This is a genomic window from Nitrospiria bacterium, assembly GCA_035517655.1.
Lineage (GTDB): Bacteria > Nitrospirota > Nitrospiria > JACQBZ01 > JACQBZ01 > JACQBZ01.
This window is the reverse complement of record DATIYJ010000029.1, coordinates 21,382-43,787: the sequence shown is the minus strand read 5'-3', so window position 1 is coordinate 43,787 and position 22,406 is coordinate 21,382. Positions and strand designations below refer to the sequence as shown.

The following is a 22,406-nucleotide window of genomic DNA, read 5'->3' as shown; positions in this document are numbered from 1 at the left end:
TCCCGAGGTCAGGAGGATTATGTACGAATCGTTTTACGGATTTCGCGAGAAACCGTTTTCTCTTATTCCGGATCCCGAGTTCTTTTACCGCAGTTCCAACCATCGCGCGGCTCTGAGTTTGTTGGAATACGGCCTCTTTAATCGATCCGGGTTCATCGTCATTACCGGCGAGATCGGGACCGGCAAAAGCCTGCTGTTGCGCAAGATGATGGGCGAAGCCGGACAGGAGCTCACCATCGGTCTGATCTCGAACACCCATGGCAACTTTCAGAGCCTGATGCCGTGGATGATGGGGATCTTTAATCTGCGGCCCCGGAGCCGGGATCAGGCATCCGTCCACCGAAAATTTGCGGAGTTCTTGGACCGGGAACATGCCCTGAAACGCCGGGTGGTCCTGGTCGTGGACGAGGCTCAGAATCTGGAACCCTCCATGCTGGAGGAACTGAGGCTGTTGTCGAACATGAATTCCGGCAAGGACCCGATTCTGCAGATCGTTCTTTCCGGGCAGCCCGGCCTCCGGGATCTCTTGCGCCGGTCCGACATGATCCAGTTCGCTCAGCGGATCGACGCGGAGTATCACCTGGAACCGATGAATGCGGAAGAAACCGATCGGTATATCCATCATCGCGTGAAAACCGCCGGGAGAGAAATTCCGCTGTTCGAAGAGGAGGCGTTTTCCCTGATCTATCGCATTTCGGGGGGCGTTCCTCGCTTGATCAATCAGGCCTGCGAACGTTCTCTTGTTTACGGATTCGCGGAACAGGCCGAGAGGATTTCGGCCCGGCTGGTGGCCGAGGCGGCTTCGGACCGGATCGCGGGGAGAATCATTCCCTTTGTCAAAGATAGCGGTCTAACCTCCTTTCTGAATGGAAGAGAGCGCCCGGTTCGGGATCAGGAGGGGAACGGCGAATGGCCGACTCATCGGTCGGAACGGTCCGGGTCGGCCGAGGCTTCGGGAAAAGCTTCCGGCATGGCCTACCAAAAAGGGATGGAATTGAAGGAAGCGGGCCGGCGGGACGAGGCCGTTCCCTTCTTTGAAAAAGCCGCGGAGGACCCGGCCTATTGGATGAAGGCCTCGTTCCTGGCCGGCCTTTGCCACCGGGAGGCGGGTCGAAGCGACGAGGCCCTGAAATTATTCAGAAGAGCCTTGTCGGATTATTCCGCGCCCGGCCGGGAGGTCATTCGTGTGCGTTATGAAATGGGATGCGTTCTGGAAGAGCAGGGGAAGATCGAAGAAGCTCTGGATTGTTTTCAGCGGGTGCGATTCATGGAACGCGGTTTTGGCGATGTGGCCGACCGCATCGAGCGGTTGACGGAATCCATGACGCTTCGTCAATCCCGGCTCGTGCGATTCCGGAAGCGGCTGAAAGGGCTCGCGCGCGCTCTTCTTGCGATCTTCAACGGGAGTTTACAGAAATTTAATCAATTCTTGATATCCAGATAATCTAAAGAGAGCACGATTCCGCCATTCGGAAACGGGCTCGAGTATAAAAGGGAGAAGGGGAAAAATGTTCACTAAAACGATCCTCGCCGCCGTTTCGCTGGCGGCCTGCTGCGCGCTGTTTTTCCCCCTGGGTGGGTGCGGCTCCGATGAACAAGTTCCCTCCGGTGCCGTCGTCCGACAGGATTCCGTCCGAGTAGGGCGCAATCCGGGCGGGTATGCCCAGGATCAACGCGGCGCGCTTTCACCATCGGCCGGGGGCCGGCAGAATTCCGGGCCGGCGGGTCCCGTTCCGGACGGGTATGCCCGGAATCAAGACAGCGCGATTCCTCCATCCGCGGCCGTCCAACAGATTCTTTTGCGTCATGCCCCGTACCTGTCGGATCTGAACAGTCCGGGTGACGCCGCCGATCACCGGGACGAGGAGCGGTCTCAACGGCAAGAGGTTTTGAATAGAATTTTAAACGAACCGGATCCGGAGACCCGCCGTATCCTGATCGCCTGGCTGAAACCCGTGGTCGAGGCGGATCCCGAAGCGATGCAGATTCTCAAAGAACTCCAAGAGACCGACAATCTTCCAGGCGCGGAGGCCGGGCCTTCCGACGGAGAGACCGGAGGTTGAAAGGTCTCCTGCCGATCATTTGGTTGCTTTGTTTCCTCTTCTCCGGATCCCATTCGGCATGGTGCGCGGACGAGGGGACGGGGGAAGCGGCGCCCGCGCCCCAGGAAGCGCCCAAACCGCCGCAAGAGACGCAAGGACAGGCGCCCAATGAGCCGGCGGCACAGGCACCCCCGGTCCAAAATCCCGCGGAGATCACCTTTGCCGTTACCGACTATCAGGTCGATGGCAATTCGGTTCTGCCTTCGGAGAGAGTCAAAGCGATCGTTTCGAATTATTTGGGGCCGAAACAGCGCATGATGGATGTGGAATCGGCCCGTTCCGCGCTGGAGAAGGCTTATCGCGAAGCCGGGTACCCCACCGTGATCGTGACCGTCCCGCAGCAGACCATCGAAAACGGGGTCGTTCGTCTCACGGTGATCGAAAGCAGGCTGGGCGAGATTCGTGTGGTCGGGAACCGGTATTTTTCCAAGAAGACGATTTTCGAGAGGCTGCCCTCTTTAAAAGAGAACATCTTGATTTATGAGCCGACGTTCCTGAGGGAATTGAATATGGCCAACTCCAATCCGGACCTGCAAATCACACCGGCTCTCGTGCTCGGGCAGAAACCCGGAACCGTCGATCTCGAATTGGCGGTCAAGGATCGGCTTCCGCTTCATGAAAGTATTGAATGGAACAATCAGGGGACGCCCGACACGCCGGAACAGCGCCTGAACGGCGCGATCCAATATACGAACCTCTTTAACCGGGACCAGATCCTGACCTTTCAGACGACTCAAACGCCCCAGGATTGGGGACGGGTTCGGGTTTACGGATTGAGCTATGTCGTACCATTGAAACAGTCCGGTCGAACGGCTGTTTTTTATGGCGCACTCTCCCAAAGCAAGTCGCAGTTATCCGCCGGAACCGTGTCAACCTCATCGGGAAATATCAACATCCCCGGGAATGCCGACATCGGGGGGACCCGGTATGTCATTCCACTCGATACCGGCACAAAATTGTCCGAGCAAATCATCCTGGGTCTTGATTATAAACATTTGGATAAGAGCACGGCCAGCTTTCCTGGTGGGTTGGGGACGGCGGTCGTAAGCGATCGGGTCAATTATGCGCCCCTCTCGATCAACGATACGCTGGTTTATCCTGACGATGTGGGAACGATGAAGATTTCCTTAACGGCCAAAGGATATGTGGCGGGGATGGTGCCGGGGGGAGGCAATGAGGATTTCGGAGGCGATCCATCGGATCGCATCAACCATCCCGGCAACCGCGAGGGTTCGACCGGGACTTTTCTCATCCTTCAGGGAGGTCTGGAGCGGTTGCAGGATCTCCCAAAGGGATCCGCTCTGTCCTTGAAGGCCGACGGGCAGTGGGCGAACGGGCCCTTGATACCGGCCGAAGAATATTTTGCGGGAGGCGTGGACTCGGTGCGCGGTTATCTGGAAAGCGAGGCCTTGGGAGACGATGGCTTCCGCTGGACATTGGAATTTCTTTCTCCAACATTTCCGATCGTCCGTCCCAATCCTTATAAGGAGAGCCTGATGTTTACCGTATTCTACGATGAGGCCTACCTCCGTACCCTGAAGCCCCCTCCCGGTCAACTCAACCGTCAACAGCTTGCCGGCGCGGGTTTTGGCGTTCGGTTGAAAGTGACCGACTATTTTCAGGGACGCGTGGATTTTGCCCGGGCGCTCAAGGATGCCTCCGTTACCCGGGCCGGGGATTATTTTATTCATTTTTCTCTCAAAGTGATGTTTTAACACGTGGGGGTCTTCGCCATGAGGGGAATGCAAAATGTGGATTTTAGACGTACGGCCATGTCCGAAAACTGGATCCTCGTCTTCCTTCTATGCGCATCCCTGCTTTTTCCCGAAACGACCCTTGCGAATCCCTTGGGGCCGACCGTGGTGAACGGCGGGGCCGCAGTTTCAGGCGTCGGGACTTCGGTCGTGACCATCAATCAGACAACCCCCAAAGCAATTCTGAGCTGGCAGCAGTTCAATATCGCGCCCAATGAGGTCACCCGCTTCATTCAGCCGACGGCCCAGTCCATCGCGTTGAACCGGATCTTCGACGCAAATCCGAGCCAGATCTTCGGATCGCTTCAGGCCAACGGCTCCGTCATTCTTCTTAATCCCAACGGTGTGATGTTCGGCCCGAGCGCTCAGGTCAACGTGAACGGCTTGGTCGCGTCTTCTCTGAACCTGAGCGATGGGAATTTTCTCGCGGGAAAATATCTCTTCAACGGAACGGCCGCCGCCGGATCGGTGAAGAACGCGGGGACGATCGAAACCGGTTCGGGAGGGTACGTCTATCTTTTCGCGCCGAACGTGGAGAACAACGGTCTCATCCGGAGCCCGGAGGGACAGATCGTCCTGGCGGCCGGAACGGTGGCCTATCTGACGGACCGCCCGGACGGTCGGGGATTTCTGGTCCAGGTCAAAAATCCGACCGGGGAGGCGGTCAACCTCGAAGACCTGATTGCCGACGGAGGGAACGTTAACATCTATGCCCGCGTCATCAACCAGGAAGGGCTCATCCAGGCCGACAGCGTTCGTGAAAAGGAAGGGCGGATCGAACTTTTTGCAAGCGATGAGTTGACTCTGTCCGACGGCAGCGTCACATCGGCGAAAGGATCCGACGAGGGGGTATCAAACGGGGGCACGATCGTCGCGACGTCGGACAAAAGTCACGGAACGTCGCGGTTCGATCCGGGCGCCGTCATCGATGTTTCCGGCGGCGCGGGAGGGGGGGACGGCGGCTCGGCCGAACTGAGCGGTCACGACCTGACGCTGGGAGGAAGCGTTCGCGGCGGAGCGATTCCGGGATACGGCGGGGGCAAGTTTCTTCTGGACCCTTATGATCTCACGGTGACACAGGATGACTTCGACCCCTTCAGCGGTTTGACGGAACTGGATTTCCAGGCCGATCACGACATCAACGTGACGGGCGTCCTCACGGATCTGAGCGGCTGGTCCGTCGCGCCCGGGTCGCGGGGAAAAATCACCTTCACCGCGGGGAACGACCTCCGATTCAACGATACGCTCATCATCAATGATCCTTCCGGGCTGAACGGCGGAGCCCCCTGGAACATCTCGGCGACGGCCGGAAGGGATATTGTTCTTTCCAACTCGACCGTGGGGACGGGATACGGGGGCAGCATGACGATTCAGGCGGGCCGGAATATCATCGCGCCGAGCACCTTTGACAACTCTTTTCTGTTATACAGCGGTTTTCGTTTGGACACGGATGTACCCGGTACCTTGACGATCAGGGCCGGCGGCGATTTCCTGGGCGGGTTTCTTATGTCGAACGGTCAGGCCCATGTCACCGTGGGCGGAAATTTCGGCGCGGCCGATAACTATGTAAACCTGACGCTCGGGAAGGGGGAGGTGGATGTGACCGCAGGCCAGTCGGTTTATCTTGGGCTTGTCCAGGACAAGGGTCTGTCCGAAGGAGTCGATGGAAACTATGGGAACCGGGCGTTAACGGCCGATCCAAGCAATGCGGTGAGCCTTACCGCGACGAACGGGGACATCCATCTGCGGCCCCTCGTCACCGACGGAGAAAAAAGCCCGGAACTGGTTCAGTTGAGACAATATTATCCCGCTTCATTCAGTGCGACCGCGCCTCAAGGGAGCATCTTTGTCGAAGCCGGTCTCACGTTCTGGCCTTCTCCGACCGGCGGCCTTGACTTCTTTGCGCAAGATACGATTCAGGGCATCCCGGTCAATGGCATTCCTCCCACCCTGAAACTGGTTCCGGCCGATCCGAACGCCCTGCTCGGCCTGCAGGTCGGTGAGCTGACCCCGCTGTTGAACACGCCCGCCCCGAATGTTTCGAACGATGTGATTCCGGTTTCATTCAAGACGGCGACCGGGGATATCAATAATCTCACTCTGGATTTTTACAGCCCGACCCTGCGAAAACAGGTGACAGTGCAATCGGGAGCCGACATCACCAATTTCGTCGCGACGCTCTCGGTTCCCGACGGCGTCCAGGCGACGGTCGGCGCCGCGGGGAACATCGATATGACGCCGACCGGGGGGAGTGTCAGCGGGCTGCATTTCATCGGGACGGGCGGCGGGTTTGTGTCGGCCGGCGGGAACATTAATCTGGCGGATAGTCAGGGCATCGACCAGAGGTACACCAACATCCCGACCGACGATATTGTTCCAAAGGGTCTGCTGGAAATCGCGGTGGGCGGGAACCTTGAAATGACCCAGTCCCGGATCGTCACCTACAACGGAGCGGCGATCCAGGTCCACGGGCTCAACGGGCCGGACAGCCCCGTCGGCGGTAGCGTCGACATCGGCACCAACCAATCGTCCGGGGTTTCCCCGTTTGGCACGTATCTGGGCTTGATGACCCTTCGAGGAGGAGAGATCGATATTACCGCGACGGGCGACGTCAACGTCAATAAATCGAGAGTGGCCACGTTCGGCGGCGGAGACATCCATATCACTTCGACGGAAGGAAACATCAACGCCGGGAGCGGCGGCAAGGACGAACTGGTGGAGTTCATCTTTGTGGATGAACTGACGGATGATCAGGGGAACGTCATCAAAACATACTTGGATTACAAGGTTCCCGGGAGCGGGATATTTACGTTCAGTCCCTTGGATCCAAACCCGCTGCCTCCCTTCCCGCCTCCGCCCGCCCCGGTCATTCCTCTTCCTCCGACTCTGGTCGTGCCGCCGTTTACGTTTACGATGACACTCGGTCTGGAGTCGCTCCAGACGGAGATCTCAAAACAAACGATTCTCGGACACGACACGTCCGTCCTCGAAGCGGAATACAAGGCCGAATACAAGGCTGAATACCAGGCCCAGGTTCAACAGTACCAGGCCATGGTCGACAAAATTGTGGATCAACTCAACGCGGACTATACTACCCAGGTCGGAAAAGCCGTCCAGGCGGCGACGGCGGAGTACGAAAATATCAAGGCCGATTATATCAAGGACTTGAAACTCGGCGACATCGTCCTCGACGCGCCTTCGGGAAACGTGATCGTCCCGCCCGCCGGCATACGGGGCAGGACGATTACGATCGACGCGAAAAACCTGGACCTTCAGGGCGGGACGGTCCAGGGCGTCGTGACGGTCAACGTCGATCAAATCGTGGGGGATCAAACCGCGATTACGGGACCGGTCGGAGGGAGTGTGGGCGGGAATACGCTTGTTTCCTCTCCGCCCCCCGTCATTGTTCCAACCCCCCCGCCGACCGCGGTTCCGACCGTTCCATCGGGGGCGAACACCGGTTTGGGCGGTCTCACCGGCTCCACCGGATCGATCTCGACGACCTCGACGGCGGCGACCTCGACGGCGGTCGCATCGGCCCAGGATACCGTGACGGAAGCCGCGGCGACGGCGGGGTCGCAGGAGGAGGCGGATAACGGCAAGAAGCGGGACGACGGCCGGAAGGGGAAGCGGGGTCGGAATGTTTTCGAGACCCTTAGCTTTAAGAAGGGCGTCACCATTGAAGTGGATGTCGATGAAAATCAGAATTGAATCCGAACCGAGCGCATCCCCGGCTGTGAGTCCGGGATCCTTCGACCGGACAACCCGAAACCATCAGGAATCGCTTAGGAGAGATCGATATGGGACATTTGGGAGGACTTGCTTTCAGTTTAAAGCACTCGACGCTCGAGGGGCAGATCATCATGATCGCCCTTTTGATCTTTTCATTGGTGAGCTGGACGGTCATCATTAATAAGTTCCGGCAGCTGAGAAAGACGCGGAGACGGAATGCCCAGTTTCTGTCTCTTTACTCCGCCGGAAATTCCGCTCTGGAGATATCCACCCAGGAAAAATCGCTGGAAGGATCATCCCTCTTCGATGTCTACCGGGAAGCCTGCGACGAGCTGAAGCGTCAGTTGAACAAATACGGAAACAAAATTCCTCTCCATGGAATGAGCGCGGTCCGCATCGCCATCGAGCGCGGGATGGGGGAAACCACCGTAAACCTGGAATCGGGCATGATCATTTTGGCGACGGCCATCAGCGGGGGTCCTTTTGTCGGATTGCTCGGAACGGTCTGGGGGGTCATGGATACCTTTGCGGGCATCGCGCGCAGCCAGCAGGCCAGCTTGACGGCCATGGCGCCGGGCGTATCGGCGGCCCTGATCAACACGGTGGTCGGTCTTTCAATCGCGATTCCCTCTCTTTTTTGCTACAACTATCTCGTCACCAAGATCCGGGAGATCACGATCGAGATGGATAATTTCGCCGCGCACCTGGACAATGTATTGGCCACCGAATATTTGAGCCATAAGATTACGGATGCGCCGCTTTCAACGGGAACGATGCCCGGTGTGGATTCGCAAACGGGTCAGCAGGGAGCCTATCCCCTGACCGGCACCGCGCACCCGGGAACCGTGTAGATAGTCCGTCGTGGAACGGGGAGGAGGACGATTATGAAACGATTTTCCAAATCCACTCACGGCGCGGTGGCCGAGTTGAATATCACGCCGCTGCTCGATCTGGCCTGGGTGTTACTGGTGGTCTTCATCCTGACGACAACGGCGGCGCTGCAGGGGATCGAGGTGCAGCTTCCGGAATCCTCGCCGAACGACACCACCATCGACGAGCACAAGGTGCGGGCGATTTCGATCAAAAAAACGGGGGATATATATCTCGACGACCAAAAAGTGGAGGTCGGAGAGCTCGAGGGAATTTTACGGGACCTCAAGAAGGCCAAGGGGAGTGAATTCCCCGTCATCATCCGCGGGGACGAGCACGTCGAGTACAAATACGTCGTCGCGGTATTGGACGCGTTGCAGAAAGTGCCCATCGAAGACGTGGGTCTGGCCACCAAACTCCTGAGCGACCCGGGGAGCTGACCCTGTGCCCGGATACGCCGGCTTCAAGAAGAAAAAAAGCAGGCTGGGGACCACCTTGATCATCGTGGCCGGTTTTCACCTGCTTTTGGCGGGAGGGCTGGTCTGGCTGGCCACCACGTCGCTCGGACAGGAACTCTTGGCGATTTATAAAATCAACATCCGGAATGTGAGGGAACCGGAGCCGCCGAAGCCCAAGCCGCCGGAGCCCGAACCCCCCAAACCCGAGCCACCGCCGCCCCCGCCCGCCGAGCCCGAGGCTGCTCCTCCGCCGGTGGAAGAGGCGAAAAGCGCTCCTCCTCCGCCCGTGGAACACGCCGCGCCGGTCCAACTGCCCGGGTTCGGAAATCCCTTTGCCTCCGGAAATGGAACGGGAGGGAAGTTTTCAGGATATGTCGATCTGATAACAAGCGAAATCCAGCGTTTGTATAAGCAACCCCCCGATCTACCGTCGAACTTGGCTCTGGCCGTTGTCTTTCAGCTTCAGGTGGACGATGAAGGGAAGCTCCTGAAATATCAGCTCTTGGATTCGTCGGGCAACCCAAAATTCGATCAGTCCGCCCTTCAAGCCATTTCCGAACTCAAGAAACTTCGGCCTCCTCCCACGGGCATGTCCAGGAAAATCGTCGTCAAATTTATCCCTCCCTCTTGATCGGCTCTTCAACCGCTGGTCAAAATTTACAAGGTTTAAACCGATCTTGATCTCCCCGTAATTTGACCCGCTCCTTAACCATTCGCCCCGTTTGGGTTGACCGTCGATCGTGCGAAGGCCGGTCCGGGAATCACGGCTTCGGATGAAGAAGGCCGCTTATGAGGCGTTCCTTTGGCGGCGTCGTTGATCAGGAGCGGCAGCACCGCGCCGGCGCCGATCACCGCTCCGTCAAGAAGCGAAATGGGGGTGAAGCCGAGCAAACTCCGCACGCCTGGAATGAGCAGCCCGATACCCTGCAGGAGCAGGGTCCCGCCGATCGAGAGCCATAAATAAGGGTTCGGGGGAAGGGGTGGGTGTCCTCCCCCGACGCCCGTCAGGAACAATCGGCTGTGATCGGAACGACAGCTCAACGCATGGAGGAGTTGGGCCGTAGACAGTCCCAGGAAGGCGAGTGTTCCGGCCTGAGCACCGGGGCCGTAGCGGGCCAATCCATAACCGTAGGCGCCCAGCACCCCCAGCGACATCATTCCCCCTTCGAAGGCGGTTCTCTTTAGATCGTCCGGCCCGATGATCGGCTGCTGCGAGGGTCGGGGCGGACGCTTCAACACGTCGGGCTCCGACGGTTCCAGCGCCAAAGCCATCGCCGGGAAAATCGGATTGACCCACAGAAACGGCGCGGGGTGTTCGAAATTCAGGGCGATTCCCGCGAACCTCACGATGATTTCCCCGACCGTCGTGGCCAGGAGATAGCGGGCGGATTTGCGGATGTTGTCGTAGAGGGTGCGTCCCTGCCGCACGGCGATGATCATCGATTCAAGTCGATCGTCCTCCAGGACGACGTCCGCGACCTCGCGGGCCAGGGCGGTGCCGCTTTTTCCCATGGCAATGCCGATGTCGGCGGCCTTCAGCGCCGGCGCGTCGTTGATTCCGTCCCCCGTCATGGCCACCACTTTTCCCCTGCGCTGCAGCGCCAGAACGATCTCCCGCTTTTGTGTCGGGCTGAGTCGGGCGAACACATGCACCCGCTCGGTGAGCCCGCTTAATACCTCCGGCTCAAGATTGCGAAGGTGCGTGGAGTCCAGGATCTCGATCTGATCCCGGCCGGCGAGGCCGATTTCTTTGGCGATGGAATAAGCGGCGGCGCTCCGATCGCCCGTGATCATGACCGTGGCGATGCCGGCCTCATGAAAGGCGTTGATGAGCTCCTTGGCGCCGTCCCGGATGGGGTCGGCGAAACCGACCGCTCCAACCCACGTGAGGTCGGACGGATCCTTTTCGGGAAGATGGCTTGGAGAATCGACTTCCCGGTAGGCGAGACCCACGATGCGCATGCCGTCGGCCGAAAAGCGATCCGCTTCGATCCCGATCTGACGCCGGTCCTCCTCGTCGAGGGGCTGTCTCTTGCCCGCTTTGATCTGCCAGCCGCACCGGGTCAGGATCGCCGACGGTCTGCCCTTCACGGTGATCAGGCCGGCTCCGTCGGATCCCGCTTCCCCGCTGACGTGGACGCTCATCATGTATTTCCGATGCGCGGAGCCCCGTCGCACCGCCACAACGGGATGGCTCCTGCGGAGTTCAAGGACATCCACGCCCGCACGGAGGGCCAGGTTCACCAAGGCGTTGTCCATCGGCGGACCGTTCACAACCCATTCACCGCCTTCGCGGCGAACGTCGGTATCGCTGCAGAGGGCGCCGATCTGCATCAATCGGAGCACCTCCTCGCATTCGAGCGGATCGATCGGGGCTCCCCGGGCCGTGAGGCTTCCGCGGACCACATCGATCCGTCGCATCCCCGAGTGAATCGCGAGCGCCGTGACTTGGTTCAGCGTGATCGTGCCGGTTTTATCAAAGCAGATGATCTGAATGGAACCGAGCGCCTCGACCGCTTCCAGGCGGTGAATCATCACGCGGTGGCGGCGCATGTTCTGAATGCCCAGGGCCAGGGTCGTGGTCGTGATCGTCGGCAAACCCTCGGGAATGGCCGCGACCGCCATCGAGAGGGAGGCCTGGAGTATCTCCAACAGTCCGTACCCTCGCAGAAGGCCGGTGAGAAGTGAGAAGCCGCAGACCACCCCGCTGATCAAGACCAGCTGACGGGCCAAGCGATCCAGCGTGCGCTCCAGCGGAGTGGCCTGTTCCTCCGCCTGGAGGACCAACCCGTGGATGCGCCCCAGCTCGGTGGATTTTCCCGTTGTGGCCGCCACCGCCAGACCGCTGCCGCCGCTCACCCACGTTCCCCGGTACACCATGTTTAAGCGCTCGGTGACGGGCGTTTCGGGGCCTAGGAGAACCTCCGCTTGTTTGGGAACCGGCATGCTCTCGCCCGTCAGGGCCGCCTCGTTCAGGCGCAGCCGGTTCGCGTCGATGATCCGCCCGTCCGCCGGCACCAGCGCCCCGCGCTTCAGAACGAGGATGTCGCCGGGGACCACCTGCTCCGCGTCAATCGATCGGATTTCGCCGTCGCGGATGACCCACGCGGGGGGACGCACGAGGCTCCTGAGCGATCGGATCGTCGTCTCGGCCCGACGCTCGATCATGAATCCGATCACGGCGTTGAGCCCCACGGCCCCCAGGATCACAAAGGCCTCGGCCGCGCCCGCGGTCAGAAAGGAAAGCGCCGCTCCGCCCACCAGCAGTGCGGCGGGCAGCGATCTGAACTGATCGACAAAGGTGCCGAGCGCCGAGGCGGGCTCCGCTCCGGGAAGGATGTTCCTCCCGTGCCGCCTGAGCCGTTCGGCGATTTCGTCGGCGGCCAGGCCCGCCGGATTCGCCTCAAGCGCCGACAGCGCCGCGCTCGCGGAAAGCCGATGCCACGTTTCAGCCGGGGATTCGGGACGCCGCGACGCCGGAACCGGCGGGGCGGGGGACGAGCCCGTTGCGGGATCCAAAACCGGCATTGAACGCGCGGCCGCCGGGAACCTTTCGAGAATGTCGCGGATGTGGTCCGCGACGTTCTGCGGACCCACGGGGGGATTGTAATAAACGAGGACGTTGCCCGTTGCGGGACTGGCGGAAGCGCGCTCGATTCCGGACGATCCGATGAGTTCGCTTTCCAGCCAGCGCTTGAGCGCGTTTGACCGCCGGAGCGCCGGGACATGAAATCGAGCCCTCCCCGGCACCGATGCGTGAATTCTCTCAACTCTGCCTGAGGTCACCACGACACCTTTTCCTTCTCCAATCCGGCCGGATCACCGATAGATCGCGCGGGCGAGTTTCTCGCGGTATTCCTCGGCCAGCGGGCTGCGGGGATCGATCAGTTCAAAAATCTGGAGCATCCTTTTTCGCGCGCCGTCGTCCTTGAAGCGCCGGTCCCGCTTGACGATCGTCAGCCATTCCTCCAGGGCTTCGCGATACTGTCGCTTCGCGGCATAGAGCGCTGCGAGTTGATCGCGGGCTTCGAGATCGGCCGGCTCGGCCTGCAATTTTTTCTGGAGATCCGGAATCGACGGGCCGACGGATAGCGCGCGGCCGAGATCCAAGCGGGTTTTCAGACGCTGGACCTCGTCATCCATCTGGACGGTCCCCGGCATGCGTTGATAGGCCTCCTCCGCCTCCGCCCATCGCTCGAGGCGGATCAGGATCCCCAGCCGCCCGATCAGCGAAGCCGGATGGTTCGGGTCCGATTGGAGCGCCTCCCGATAGCACTGCAGGGCTTCGTCCCATCGTTGTTTCAGTTCGAGTTCTCCGGCTCTCCGGGCGAGTTTATCCGTCTCCTTGGGAATCAGTTCTTCAATGAATTGGCGGATCGCTTCCTTTGGCAATGCCCCCATGAATCCGTTCACGGGATCGCCGTTGATGAACGCGAGAACGGTGGGGATGCTTTGGATGCCGTAGCGCGCGGCGAGATTCGGATTCTCGTCGCTGTTGACCTTGGCCAGACGAACCTCGCCTTGACGTTCCTCGACCGCTTCTTCCAATATCGGCCCGAGGATCCGGCAGGGGCCGCACCAGGGGGCCCAGAAATCGACAAGGACCGGCGCGGTTTTCGACTGCTCAATTACCTGCTTGTCAAAATCCCGTTCGCTTGTTTCGAACACACCGCGATCCTTCATGACGATCGCCTCCGTTGCAGACCGCCTTCCGGCCCTTTTGCATTCCTGACGCAATCAATGATAACATAAAATCCTTGCGATGCGTAGATGGCCATCAGCAAGCCCCCTAAAAGAGGAGACAGGCCATGGCGAAGGAAAGTCCCGAGCATCTTGTGCGCATCCGAGCGGATGCCGTGAACCTGGAGGGAATGCTTGCGATTCCCGCCGGGGCGCAGGGCGTGGTGCTGTTCGCGCACGGCAGCGGCAGCAGCCGCCGCAGTCCCCGGAATAATTATGTCGCGAGGGTATTGCGCGAAAACGGCATCGGAACCCTGTTGTTCGATCTTCTCACCGAGCCGGAAGACGCCGTCTATGAAACGCGCTTCGACATCTCTCTGCTGACGGATCGCTTGACCGCGGCCACGCGATGGCTGACGGGGCGGTCGGAAACAAAGAAGTTGAAGGTCGGCTATTTTGGGGCCAGCACGGGCGCCGCCGCGGCGCTCGAGGCGGCTGCCGCTCTGGGCCCGACGGTGCGGGCGGTTGTCTCGCGGGGAGGGCGTCCCGATCTGGCCGGGCCCGTTCTCGATCGCGTGAAGACGCCGACCCTGCTGATCGTCGGGGGCGATGACGACGTCGTCATCGAACTCAATCAGCAGGCCTATGATCGGCTCAAGGGGGAGAAGGAGTTGGCCGTCATTCCGGGGGCGACCCATCTGTTTGAAGAACCCGGCGCTCTGGAGGAAGTGGCCCGCCTTGCGGCCCGATGGTTCGCGCGGCATCTCAGTTCGAAGTCGGCTTGAGTCATCGTTTCTTCCCTTCCTGTTTGATCCGTGTAGCGAGCGTAATCCCCGCCTGTGAGGGCGGGGTTCTTCAATAAGTCAGCCCAACGGGTTGAATGAAGGCAAACGCATACATCTCCTTGACGGACCGTCTCGATGCCGGTATAATCCGACCATGGGTTTAAACAACCCGTAAGGATCCCGATCGTGGAACTCGCCGTCGAGGAAAGAAAAAAATTAAACCGGATTGCCGATCGACATGGGATCAGTTTGATTCTGCTTTTTGGATCGGCCCTGACCGGCAAGCGGCATGCCGGAAGCGACCTTGATATCGCGGTGCTGTTCCGGAAAGAACGCAGCCCCACCAGTCCGGAATATTCCGAGCTCGTCCATGGTTTCCAGAAAATTTTCCCCGATCAGCCCGTTGACCTCAGTATCATCAACCATGCCGATCCTCTCATTCTGAAAAAGATCACCGAAAACTGCCGCCTCCTTTACGGCGCGCCTGGTAGGCTGATGGAACTTAAAATCTATACCTTCAAACGGTATCAAGACCACCGCCGCTATTTTGAGATGGAACGGCAATACGTTGAGCAACTTCTAAAGAGAACCGGGATGGCTTCGTGATCGACCGCACCCTGGTGATCCGAAAGATAAGCCTCATCGGCAAAGACCTCAAGGCCCTGGAGCCTTACGCCGAATTTTCATTGGATGCTTATCTTTAAAATCCCACTTACGAAGTCCTGGCCGAGCGTTACCTTGAACGCATAATAGGCCGGATGATTGATATCAATTACCATATTGTCACTGAACTCGGACATCCGCCGCCCAAAGACTATTTTGAATCCTTTGTAGAACTGGGACGGCTCGGCGTTCTGGAACCCATCTTTGCGCGAACACTGGCGGGGGCATCCGGGCTACGGAACCGAATCGTACATGAATATGATGAGATTGATGAACGGAAGGTTTATGAAGGACTTCAGTTTGCCCTAAGAGACATCCCAAAATATCTACAGGCCATTAACGCGTTTGTCAAAAAGAACGCGCCCGAGTAGCAGCCTCTCCTGATGGAAGCGCGCTATAAAAAATTGCTCCCTCCACTTTATCAAACCCGTAGCTAAAACCCCCACTTTGGTAGTGGGTCAGTTTGATTTTCTGGCCTATTGATTTCTACAATATGGCATGGCGTAATCACATCATGCCTAAGCGATCAAGCAAAGATGAAAACGTAACTGCTTCGAAATCCTCAAAGCAGCTACAGAAGGGTCAGAGAAACCGAAAAATCCCGCGGCAGTAGCACTTGGACGACTCGGAGGGCTAAAGGGTGGAAAAGCACGGGCCGCATCTCTCCCTTCTTTTAAGCGGAAACAAATTGCAAAAAAAGCAGCAATGGCACGGTGGAAAAAGAAAAATAAATAAATCTGAAACTGGTCATTTCTTTTTTTGTTTTTTTACTATCTTAGGAAACCGACTTAATTCAGGTATTTTATTTAGCTTATCTATCTGTGGTGAGGCAAATTATTCAGGATGAAGTACTCCGCAGATTTTAGCAAGAACATCATCATCAATATCTTTTTCATGCAATTTAATTGGATGCTTTCCATATTGTAAAATATAAACATCGGTTCGCAACTTTCTATACTAAAAATGTGACCATGTCCATTTTGATCGAATCCAGCAACTAAAAGAGAGATTTTTAACTCATATCGGGAGAACTCCTCATCAATTTCCTCAAAAAGAGAATCTCCGAATGATTGCCCGGCACGTTCTGTCTCAAACACAGTTACAAATCAGGAAACCACCTCGACTGGATCGTTGGTTGTGGCGTTTCATCTTTCGACCAACACGGTCTATGGGGATGCCGATGATATTGCTTTCACGGCCACCCGATCAGTCGGTTCATTAGCGGCGGGGGCGAGCAGCACGGCTACGACGACGCTCACTTTTCCTTCCACAACTCCTCCGGGAAGCTACGTTGTGTGCGCGAAGGCTGACAACGCGAATAGCGTAGCCGAATCCGACGAGACCAACAATACACGGTGCACCGGTTCCCTGAGCATTCAGGTCACTCAGCTCCAAAGGTGGGCCTTGGCACAGGCACCCTTTGTGAAAGATTTGAGCGACAATGGTGGAAATCCCGTGAACGCCGTGGTCGAGACGGACGAGACCAATAACACGTTATGCGGCTCAGGCACGGTTACTGTGCCGGCCGCGGATCTGACTATGACCGCGGTCTCTGCCACGGCGACGGCGGTGGCGCCGGGCAAGACTTTCACGCTTTCCAACACGGTGAAGAACCAGGGAGGATCAAAAGCCGGGGCTTTTACGATCGCTTTCCATTTCTCATCGGATGCGACGTATAGCGGGGCAGACGACATTGCGATGGCGTTGACTCGATCCTTAACAGCCTTGGCCATTGGGGCGAGCAGCACAGCTACAAACACGCTGACTGTTCCGTCCAGCACGCCTCCTGGGTTTTACTACGTCTGCGCGATGGCCGACAGCGGCAACACGGTCGCGGAAGGGAATGAGAACAACAACGCGAATTGCACGGCCACGCCGGTCCAGGTCACGCGTGCGGATCTGGAGATGACGGCCGTGACGCCGAATGCGGCCACGGTCAATCGCAGGTCAACGCTTTCGGTGGGCAACACGGTCCAAAACCAGGGGTTGATCGCCAGCACCGCGTTCCGGATCGGCTTTAGGCTATCGGTGAATAATATTTATGGCGATTCGGATGATGTAGTGATCTCGACGATCCGATCGGTGACATTATTAGCAGCAGGGGCGAGCAGTTCGGCCACCACGAGTCTATCGATACCAAGCACGGTACCGGTGGGCACTTACTATGTCTGTGCCATGGCCGATTCGCTCAATGCCGTGGTCGAGACGGACGAAGGGAACAACACCTTCTGCTCCGGCGCCACCGTGACGGTGCAGTGAGACTTGTGCTGAAATAACCGGATTGCATCAATTGCAGTGAAACAGCACCGATCTTTTTATGTTGAGGATCCCGGCGTATCATGGGGTTAAAACTTTTTCGGGATTTTCGGCGTCGGGAGTGGAACCCAGCGGCTCCGCAGCCATTTTGTTGGCGATCATGCATTGGAGCATCTCGAGCTCGTCCGGATCGAACCAGGTTACACTGCAGGAGCTGCACCGGTCGATCTGGACCGGATAGGCGAGCGTGTAAAACGTCCTCATCATCGGATGGCTGCATTTGGGGCAATTGCGGAGCGGGATCGCTTTCCGGTCGCTTTGCTCCATTTGCCGTCCGATTCCTCGGAGCTGGCTTTCCTGCATCGCCGCTTTTGACAACGACTGGATCCGGTCCGTGGCCGGGTTTTCGGTCCGTGCGATAATCCGCGGTATCCGGTCGCTTTCAACCAAGGCCCCGCCGCAGAAGTGGCATTGATCGATCTGCGTCCGTTCATAGGTGATTTCCAGCAAAGGCTGATGGCAGGAAGGGCAGAGGAACCGGCTGACCGGCGACGCCTCCTCGGCCAGACGTTTTGTGAAAATCGCCGGATCGATCTGCGGCATCTTCCAAGCCCGCTCGATCGCCGGGCCTCCGTCGTTGATCCACGTGAGCGGGGAAATCCAGGGCAGGGCGTAAAGTTCCGGCAGTGTAAAAGGCCCCTGCCATTGGTGTTGGGGATCCAAGGCGTGGAAGACCGATTCGGAAGGCTTGGCGGTAGCGGCGCCGGCTGCGGACGCCGCTTTTACGATCTGTTCCGACAGCTCCGCATGGGCCATTTTCAATAGAATATCGATCCGTTTCTGAATCGGGGGATGGGTCGACATCAGATCGGCCCACCGGCCTTCCGTCTCGTCCAGGGCCTTCGCCACGGGATTCACGATACAGAGCATCTCGAAGCCGTTGCCGATGAAACCGGTGCCTCTCCAATTCCGCGACAATAATTGAAGGGCTTCGGCCAGCGCCAACGGGTTGCGCGTCATACGCACCGCGCCGGCGTCGGCCCGATACTCCCGTTCCCGGGAGATGAGCATATTGAAAATCTGGCTGAGCTTCAGCAGACACCAGACCAAGAGAAGCACCGGAGACAGACGGGCCGATGCGGTCATGGTTCTCGAAAACTTTTCGAACGCGGAGGACGGCAGTCCGAAAAGGCTGGCGGCCACCGTTGTCTCCAGACAATCTCCCGAGATGATGTGATAGGCCTCGTGGGCCATGACCGCCTCCAACTGCGGCCGCGTGAGTCTTGAAAGCAGGCCTTCGGTGACCGCGATCGTGGCGTTTCCCCGGAGGTTCACGACGGCGAGGGCGTTCATTGCGAGCGTCGGGATCACCCGGCCCTCGATCTTTCTCCGGTTTCCGGTGACCACCTCGATCTCCCGCAGAATGTTCAGCAGGCGTTTGTGGATGCCGTCCTCGGGATCGGGTTCGAGCGCCCCGAGATTGTCCCGGATAAAATCGACCACGCCCAAAGTTGAAAAACAGAAATGGGTGACGGCGGCCGTCAGCGAAGTCGCGACAAGGAGCAGCAGGAACCGCGGGTTGAGCAAGGCGTGATACGGTATAAAGACCGTCTGGGCCACCGCGACCGTGAGTGTCGCCAGGACGGCCAAGTAGAGAAGAAGGAGAACGAGAATGAAGAGCCAGATCCTCCACGTTTTCCGCTCCTCGATCTCGATGAAGGTGAACGGCATGGTTTATCGTGTCCGGAGGCTCAGATCCGCCATGGGCGCGTCGCGGTCGGCCCGCTCCGCCTCGAAGTAATCTTCCGGCTTGAAACCTCCGGACAGGTTGACGAGGAAGTTGTTCGGGAAGATCTGCTGTCTGGTTCGGTAGGAAGCGACCAGATCGTTGTAGAATTGCCGGGCGAAGCCGATGCGGTTTTCGGTGGAGGTCAATTCCTCCTGCAGCTGCATGATGTTTTCGTTCGATTTGAGCTGGGGGTAGTTTTCCATCACGGCGAAAAGTTTTCCGAGGGCCTGCGTCAGCATGTTTTCGGATGCGGCCTTGTCCTGCAGGTTCGTGGCCGAGACGGCCTTGGCCCGGGCGGTGATCACCTTTTCAAGCGTATCCTGTTCAAAGGCCATCGCGCCCTTGACGGTCGAGACCAGGTTCGGGATGAGATCATGCCTCCGTTTGAGTTGAACGTCGATCTGCCTCCAGGCGTTCTGAACCTGATTTCGAAGCGACACCAGCCCGTTGTATACGATCACCAGCCACAAGAATAAGAAAACGACAATACCCAGCAGGATCCAGCCGGCCATAAGCGTCCTCCTTTTATTTGTAGGGGCTCGCGTCGCTCCCTCCACACATCGGCTGCAAGCCGCCGAGTGCAGGCCGGCCAAGCCGGATGGAGTCTCCCCCTCTCGCTCGCCTTGCTCGCTGAATAACCCCCTGTGCAATGCGAGGAAGAGAACACGCCAATAAGTTCACCCGAATGCTTAACAGATCCGGGTATAGACACTCTCTTATTTTAGCAGAAGAATAGAAAGGCTACGGGGATGGATTTGAGGTAAGGAATTTGAAAGCCCGTTCCGCCGCCTCATTTCCCTGGCGGATGCAATCCGGCACGCCCACGCCGCGGTAGGCCGCGCCCGCAAAAAACAGTCCCGGGAATCGAGTCAGGCGGTCGTCGATCTCGGCCAGGCGGTCGAGATGGCCGACCGGGTATTGCGGATTGGCTTTTTCCCAGCGGTAGACCCGGCTGAGGATCGGCTCCTCCACGACGCCCATGGTTGCGCGGAGATCGTCGCGGACGCGGCCCACCAGGTTCTTGTCGGGCAGGCTCACGACTTCTTCTCTCCCGGCCCCGCCCACGAAACAGCGCAGCAGCACCCGGTCCGCCGGCGCGCGGTGCGGAAACTTGCTCGAGGTCCAGGTGCAGGCCATGATGCTGCGTCCTTCGCGCCGCGGGACGACAAAGCCGAAACCGTTCAGCGGGTGTCGAAACAGGTCCTTGCGGTAGGCCAACGAGACGGTGGCGGTCGAAACATACGGGATTTCGCGGAGCGTCCGGACGAGTGTGGCGTCCGTTTCTTCGAGGAGTCCGGCCGTGACGTAGGCCGGGGAGGTGACGATGACGGCCGAGGCCGTCATCGTCGTTCCGTTCTTCAATCGGACCCGATAGGTCGAGAGACCGGCTCTCCAATGGATACGTTCCGCCTCCGTGCCGACGGTCAAAGCGTCCCGATCCAGTTTTGAGACGACGGCCGTGACCATCTCGGTCAGCCCGCCTTTGAGCGTCATGAACATCGTGAGGGGAGCCGTTTTCGCCGGCGGTTCTTTGCCGAGCGCAACTGGCCTTGGCCGTTCGCGTCTTCGGGCCAGCATTCCACGGATCAGGCTGCCGTAGCGGTTTTCCAACTCCTGGAATTGCGGAAAAGTGGCGGCCAGGCTCATCCGTTCGGCGTCGCCGGCGTAAATTCCGGCCAGGAGCGGCTCGGCCAGCCGGTCCACCGCTTCCCGCCCCAGCCGGCGTCGGACGAAGGCGGCAAGACTTTCATCTTCGGCGGTTTGCTTTCGAGGGATGATCCAGTCCATCCCCATCCGTAATTTTCCGAGCGGGGAGAAGAGCGGGGTCGTGAGGAAGGGGCCGAGGCGTGTCGGCACCAGAAGCATGATTCCTTCCGGAAGGTTTACCAGTCGCCCGTTGTGCAGAATGTAAGTGGCGGTCTGATCCGGACTGGTCTTGGTCAATCGATTTTCAAGCCCCAGTTGCCGGCAGAGTTCCAGCGCCCAGGGTTTTTGTGAGATAAACGAGTCCGGTCCGCCTTCCATCACGAGGCCGTTTTCGGTGTCGGTCAGGATTTTGCCGCCCAGACGGGACTGGCCTTCGAGGAGGGTAAAGGAAATCGGCGCCCGGTTTTTGCGGGCCCGTTCCTGGAGGGCATAGGCCGCGGCCAGGCCGGTGATCCCGCCGCCGATAATGATGACTTTTTTCTGTATGGATGTCATGGTGGTCGTGGAGTGGGTGCCAAATGATGACCGTGGCTTGTTTAAAGATTCTCCAGGACGACGGCCGCCAGCGTCTCGATAAACGCGGGCGAGGCGTTGAGGGATTCCGCGCGTTCCAGTTGCATCCCCTTCGCCTGACACTGCTCGCGGTACATCACGTCCACGTCGTAGAGCGTTTCCATGTGGTCCGAGATGAACCCGATCGGGGCCATCAGGAGGCGGCGGTGCCCCTGCGCGAGAAGCTCATCGATCACCGCGCCCGCGTCCGGGCCCAGCCAGGGCTCGGGGGTTCGGCCCCGGCTCTGGTAGGCGAAGCGCCAGGCGTACGCCCCGACCTTTTTCATCACCAACTCGATCGTTTCGTGGAGCTCCTCCGGATACGGATCCTTTTCGGCCAGGATTCGTTCCGGCAGGCTGTGCGCCGAGAAAAGCAAGGGGACTTTTTCCCGAACGCCGACCGGAAACCGTTCCAGGGCCCGGGTGATCTTTTCGGCGATCGCCTCGATCAGCTTGGGATGATCGTTCCAACTTTCGATGCGTCGGATTTTAAACGGCGCGCCGGCCGCCGCGGCCGCGTCATCCAATTTTTGATAGTACGCTCCCACGCTCATTTTCGAATAGTAGGGGGTCAGGCAAAGGCCGACGATCTCCAGCAGGCCGTCCGCCGCCATGGCCGCCACCGTATCCTTTATATAAGGATGCCAGTGGCGCATCCCGATATAGACTTTGAAGCGCGGGCGATTCCCGTTGAGCGTTTTCTCCAGTGCGGCCGCCTGTTGTTTCGTGATTTCGAGCAACGGCGATTTCCCGCCCATGAGTCGGTAGCGGTGCTTGACCTCCTCCACCAACTGCGGGCTCGTGGGCCGTCCGCCACGAATATCGTTCAAATACGGCTCGATCTCGTCCAGCGAGCCGGCCGCTCCGTAGGCCATCAATAAAACGCCGATTTTCTGGTCCATTCCCGGTTTCTCACATGGAAATAATTTAATATGGCGTAGGATACATGGATAGGCCGATTTTATCAACCGCCCGCTTCGATCAGATTTAACATCCTATTAATGATCTCTTGAGGGAGAATTTACAATCGTCCGTTAAACTGGTTGCGTTAACATCCC

At 58.6% G+C, this 22,406-nt stretch carries 18 protein-coding genes; 12 read left to right on the top strand and 6 right to left on the bottom strand.

Annotated elements, in window-relative coordinates:
• Positions 1-19 precede the first annotated feature (19 nt).
• From VLY20_05985 to VLY20_05955, 7 genes are all read left to right on the top strand, one after another.
• Positions 20-1,444 carry an AAA family ATPase gene (locus tag VLY20_05985; protein ID HUK56190.1) on the top strand — a complete coding sequence of 475 codons (1,425 nt, stop codon included), beginning with the start codon at positions 20-22 and terminating at the stop codon, positions 1,442-1,444.
• Between the two features lie 64 nt (positions 1,445-1,508).
• Positions 1,509-2,063, top strand: a complete 555-nt coding sequence (locus tag VLY20_05980) for a hypothetical protein (protein ID HUK56189.1) — start codon at positions 1,509-1,511, stop codon at positions 2,061-2,063.
• On the top strand, positions 2,060-3,817 hold the full coding sequence (locus tag VLY20_05975) for a POTRA domain-containing protein (protein HUK56188.1): 1,758 nt from the start codon (positions 2,060-2,062) through the stop codon (positions 3,815-3,817). Before VLY20_05980 ends, VLY20_05975 begins: the two co-directional genes overlap by 4 nt.
• A gap of 57 nt (positions 3,818-3,874) precedes the next feature.
• A complete protein-coding gene (locus tag VLY20_05970; protein ID HUK56187.1) occupies positions 3,875-7,567 on the top strand; it encodes a filamentous hemagglutinin N-terminal domain-containing protein in 3,693 nt (1,230 codons plus the stop codon).
• A gap of 89 nt (positions 7,568-7,656) precedes the next feature.
• Positions 7,657-8,439: a MotA/TolQ/ExbB proton channel family protein gene (locus tag VLY20_05965; protein ID HUK56186.1), complete on the top strand. Its 783-nt coding sequence runs from the start codon at positions 7,657-7,659 to the stop codon at positions 8,437-8,439.
• Between the two features lie 33 nt (positions 8,440-8,472).
• On the top strand, positions 8,473-8,898 hold the full coding sequence (locus tag VLY20_05960; GenBank protein ID HUK56185.1) for a biopolymer transporter ExbD: 426 nt from the start codon (positions 8,473-8,475) through the stop codon (positions 8,896-8,898).
• Positions 8,899-8,902: 4 nt separating this feature from the next.
• The gene (locus VLY20_05955) at positions 8,903-9,547 is read left to right on the top strand and encodes a TonB family protein (GenBank protein ID HUK56184.1); all 645 of its coding nucleotides are present in this window, start codon (positions 8,903-8,905) and stop codon (positions 9,545-9,547) included.
• Between the two features lie 74 nt (positions 9,548-9,621).
• Here VLY20_05955 and VLY20_05950 read toward each other — a convergent pair whose 3' ends face one another.
• Positions 9,622-12,705: an HAD-IC family P-type ATPase gene (locus VLY20_05950; GenBank protein ID HUK56183.1), complete on the bottom strand. Its 3,084-nt coding sequence runs from the start codon at positions 12,703-12,705 to the stop codon at positions 9,622-9,624.
• Between the two features lie 30 nt (positions 12,706-12,735).
• Complete coding sequence (gene trxA, locus VLY20_05945) at positions 12,736-13,599, bottom strand: thioredoxin (protein HUK56182.1); 864 nt, start codon at positions 13,597-13,599, stop codon at positions 12,736-12,738.
• 125 nt (positions 13,600-13,724) lie between these two features.
• On the opposite strand from trxA, the gene VLY20_05940 reads away from it, so the two are divergent.
• The 5 genes from VLY20_05940 (at position 13,725) to VLY20_05920 (ending at position 17,303) form a co-directional block, all read left to right on the top strand.
• A complete protein-coding gene (locus VLY20_05940; GenBank protein ID HUK56181.1) occupies positions 13,725-14,381 on the top strand; it encodes a dienelactone hydrolase family protein in 657 nt (218 codons plus the stop codon).
• Between the two features lie 186 nt (positions 14,382-14,567).
• Positions 14,568-14,987 (top strand): nucleotidyltransferase domain-containing protein, encoded by a 420-nt coding sequence (locus tag VLY20_05935; protein HUK56180.1) that lies wholly within the window; start codon positions 14,568-14,570, stop codon positions 14,985-14,987.
• A gap of 116 nt (positions 14,988-15,103) precedes the next feature.
• Positions 15,104-15,415 carry a HepT-like ribonuclease domain-containing protein gene (locus VLY20_05930; protein ID HUK56179.1) on the top strand — a complete coding sequence of 104 codons (312 nt, stop codon included), beginning with the start codon at positions 15,104-15,106 and terminating at the stop codon, positions 15,413-15,415.
• A 269-nt stretch (positions 15,416-15,684) separates the two neighbouring features.
• Complete coding sequence (locus VLY20_05925; GenBank protein HUK56178.1) at positions 15,685-15,891, top strand: hypothetical protein; 207 nt, start codon at positions 15,685-15,687, stop codon at positions 15,889-15,891.
• Between the two features lie 557 nt (positions 15,892-16,448).
• The gene (locus VLY20_05920; protein ID HUK56177.1) at positions 16,449-17,303 is read left to right on the top strand and encodes a CARDB domain-containing protein; all 855 of its coding nucleotides are present in this window, start codon (positions 16,449-16,451) and stop codon (positions 17,301-17,303) included.
• Positions 17,304-17,381: 78 nt separating this feature from the next.
• On the opposite strand, the gene VLY20_05915 is transcribed toward VLY20_05920, so the two are convergent.
• From VLY20_05915 to hemH, 4 genes are all read right to left on the bottom strand, one after another.
• Positions 17,382-19,031, bottom strand: coding sequence for a zinc metalloprotease HtpX (locus tag VLY20_05915; GenBank protein ID HUK56176.1), 1,650 nt, complete (start codon positions 19,029-19,031; stop codon positions 17,382-17,384).
• Positions 19,032-19,034: 3 nt separating this feature from the next.
• Positions 19,035-19,601 (bottom strand): LemA family protein, encoded by a 567-nt coding sequence (locus VLY20_05910; GenBank protein HUK56175.1) that lies wholly within the window; start codon positions 19,599-19,601, stop codon positions 19,035-19,037.
• A 229-nt stretch (positions 19,602-19,830) separates the two neighbouring features.
• The gene (hemG, locus tag VLY20_05905; GenBank protein HUK56174.1) at positions 19,831-21,291 is read right to left on the bottom strand and encodes a protoporphyrinogen oxidase; all 1,461 of its coding nucleotides are present in this window, start codon (positions 21,289-21,291) and stop codon (positions 19,831-19,833) included.
• A 41-nt stretch (positions 21,292-21,332) separates the two neighbouring features.
• The gene (gene hemH / locus VLY20_05900) at positions 21,333-22,250 is read right to left on the bottom strand and encodes a ferrochelatase (GenBank protein ID HUK56173.1); all 918 of its coding nucleotides are present in this window, start codon (positions 22,248-22,250) and stop codon (positions 21,333-21,335) included.
• Between the last annotated feature and the right edge of the window lie 156 nt (positions 22,251-22,406).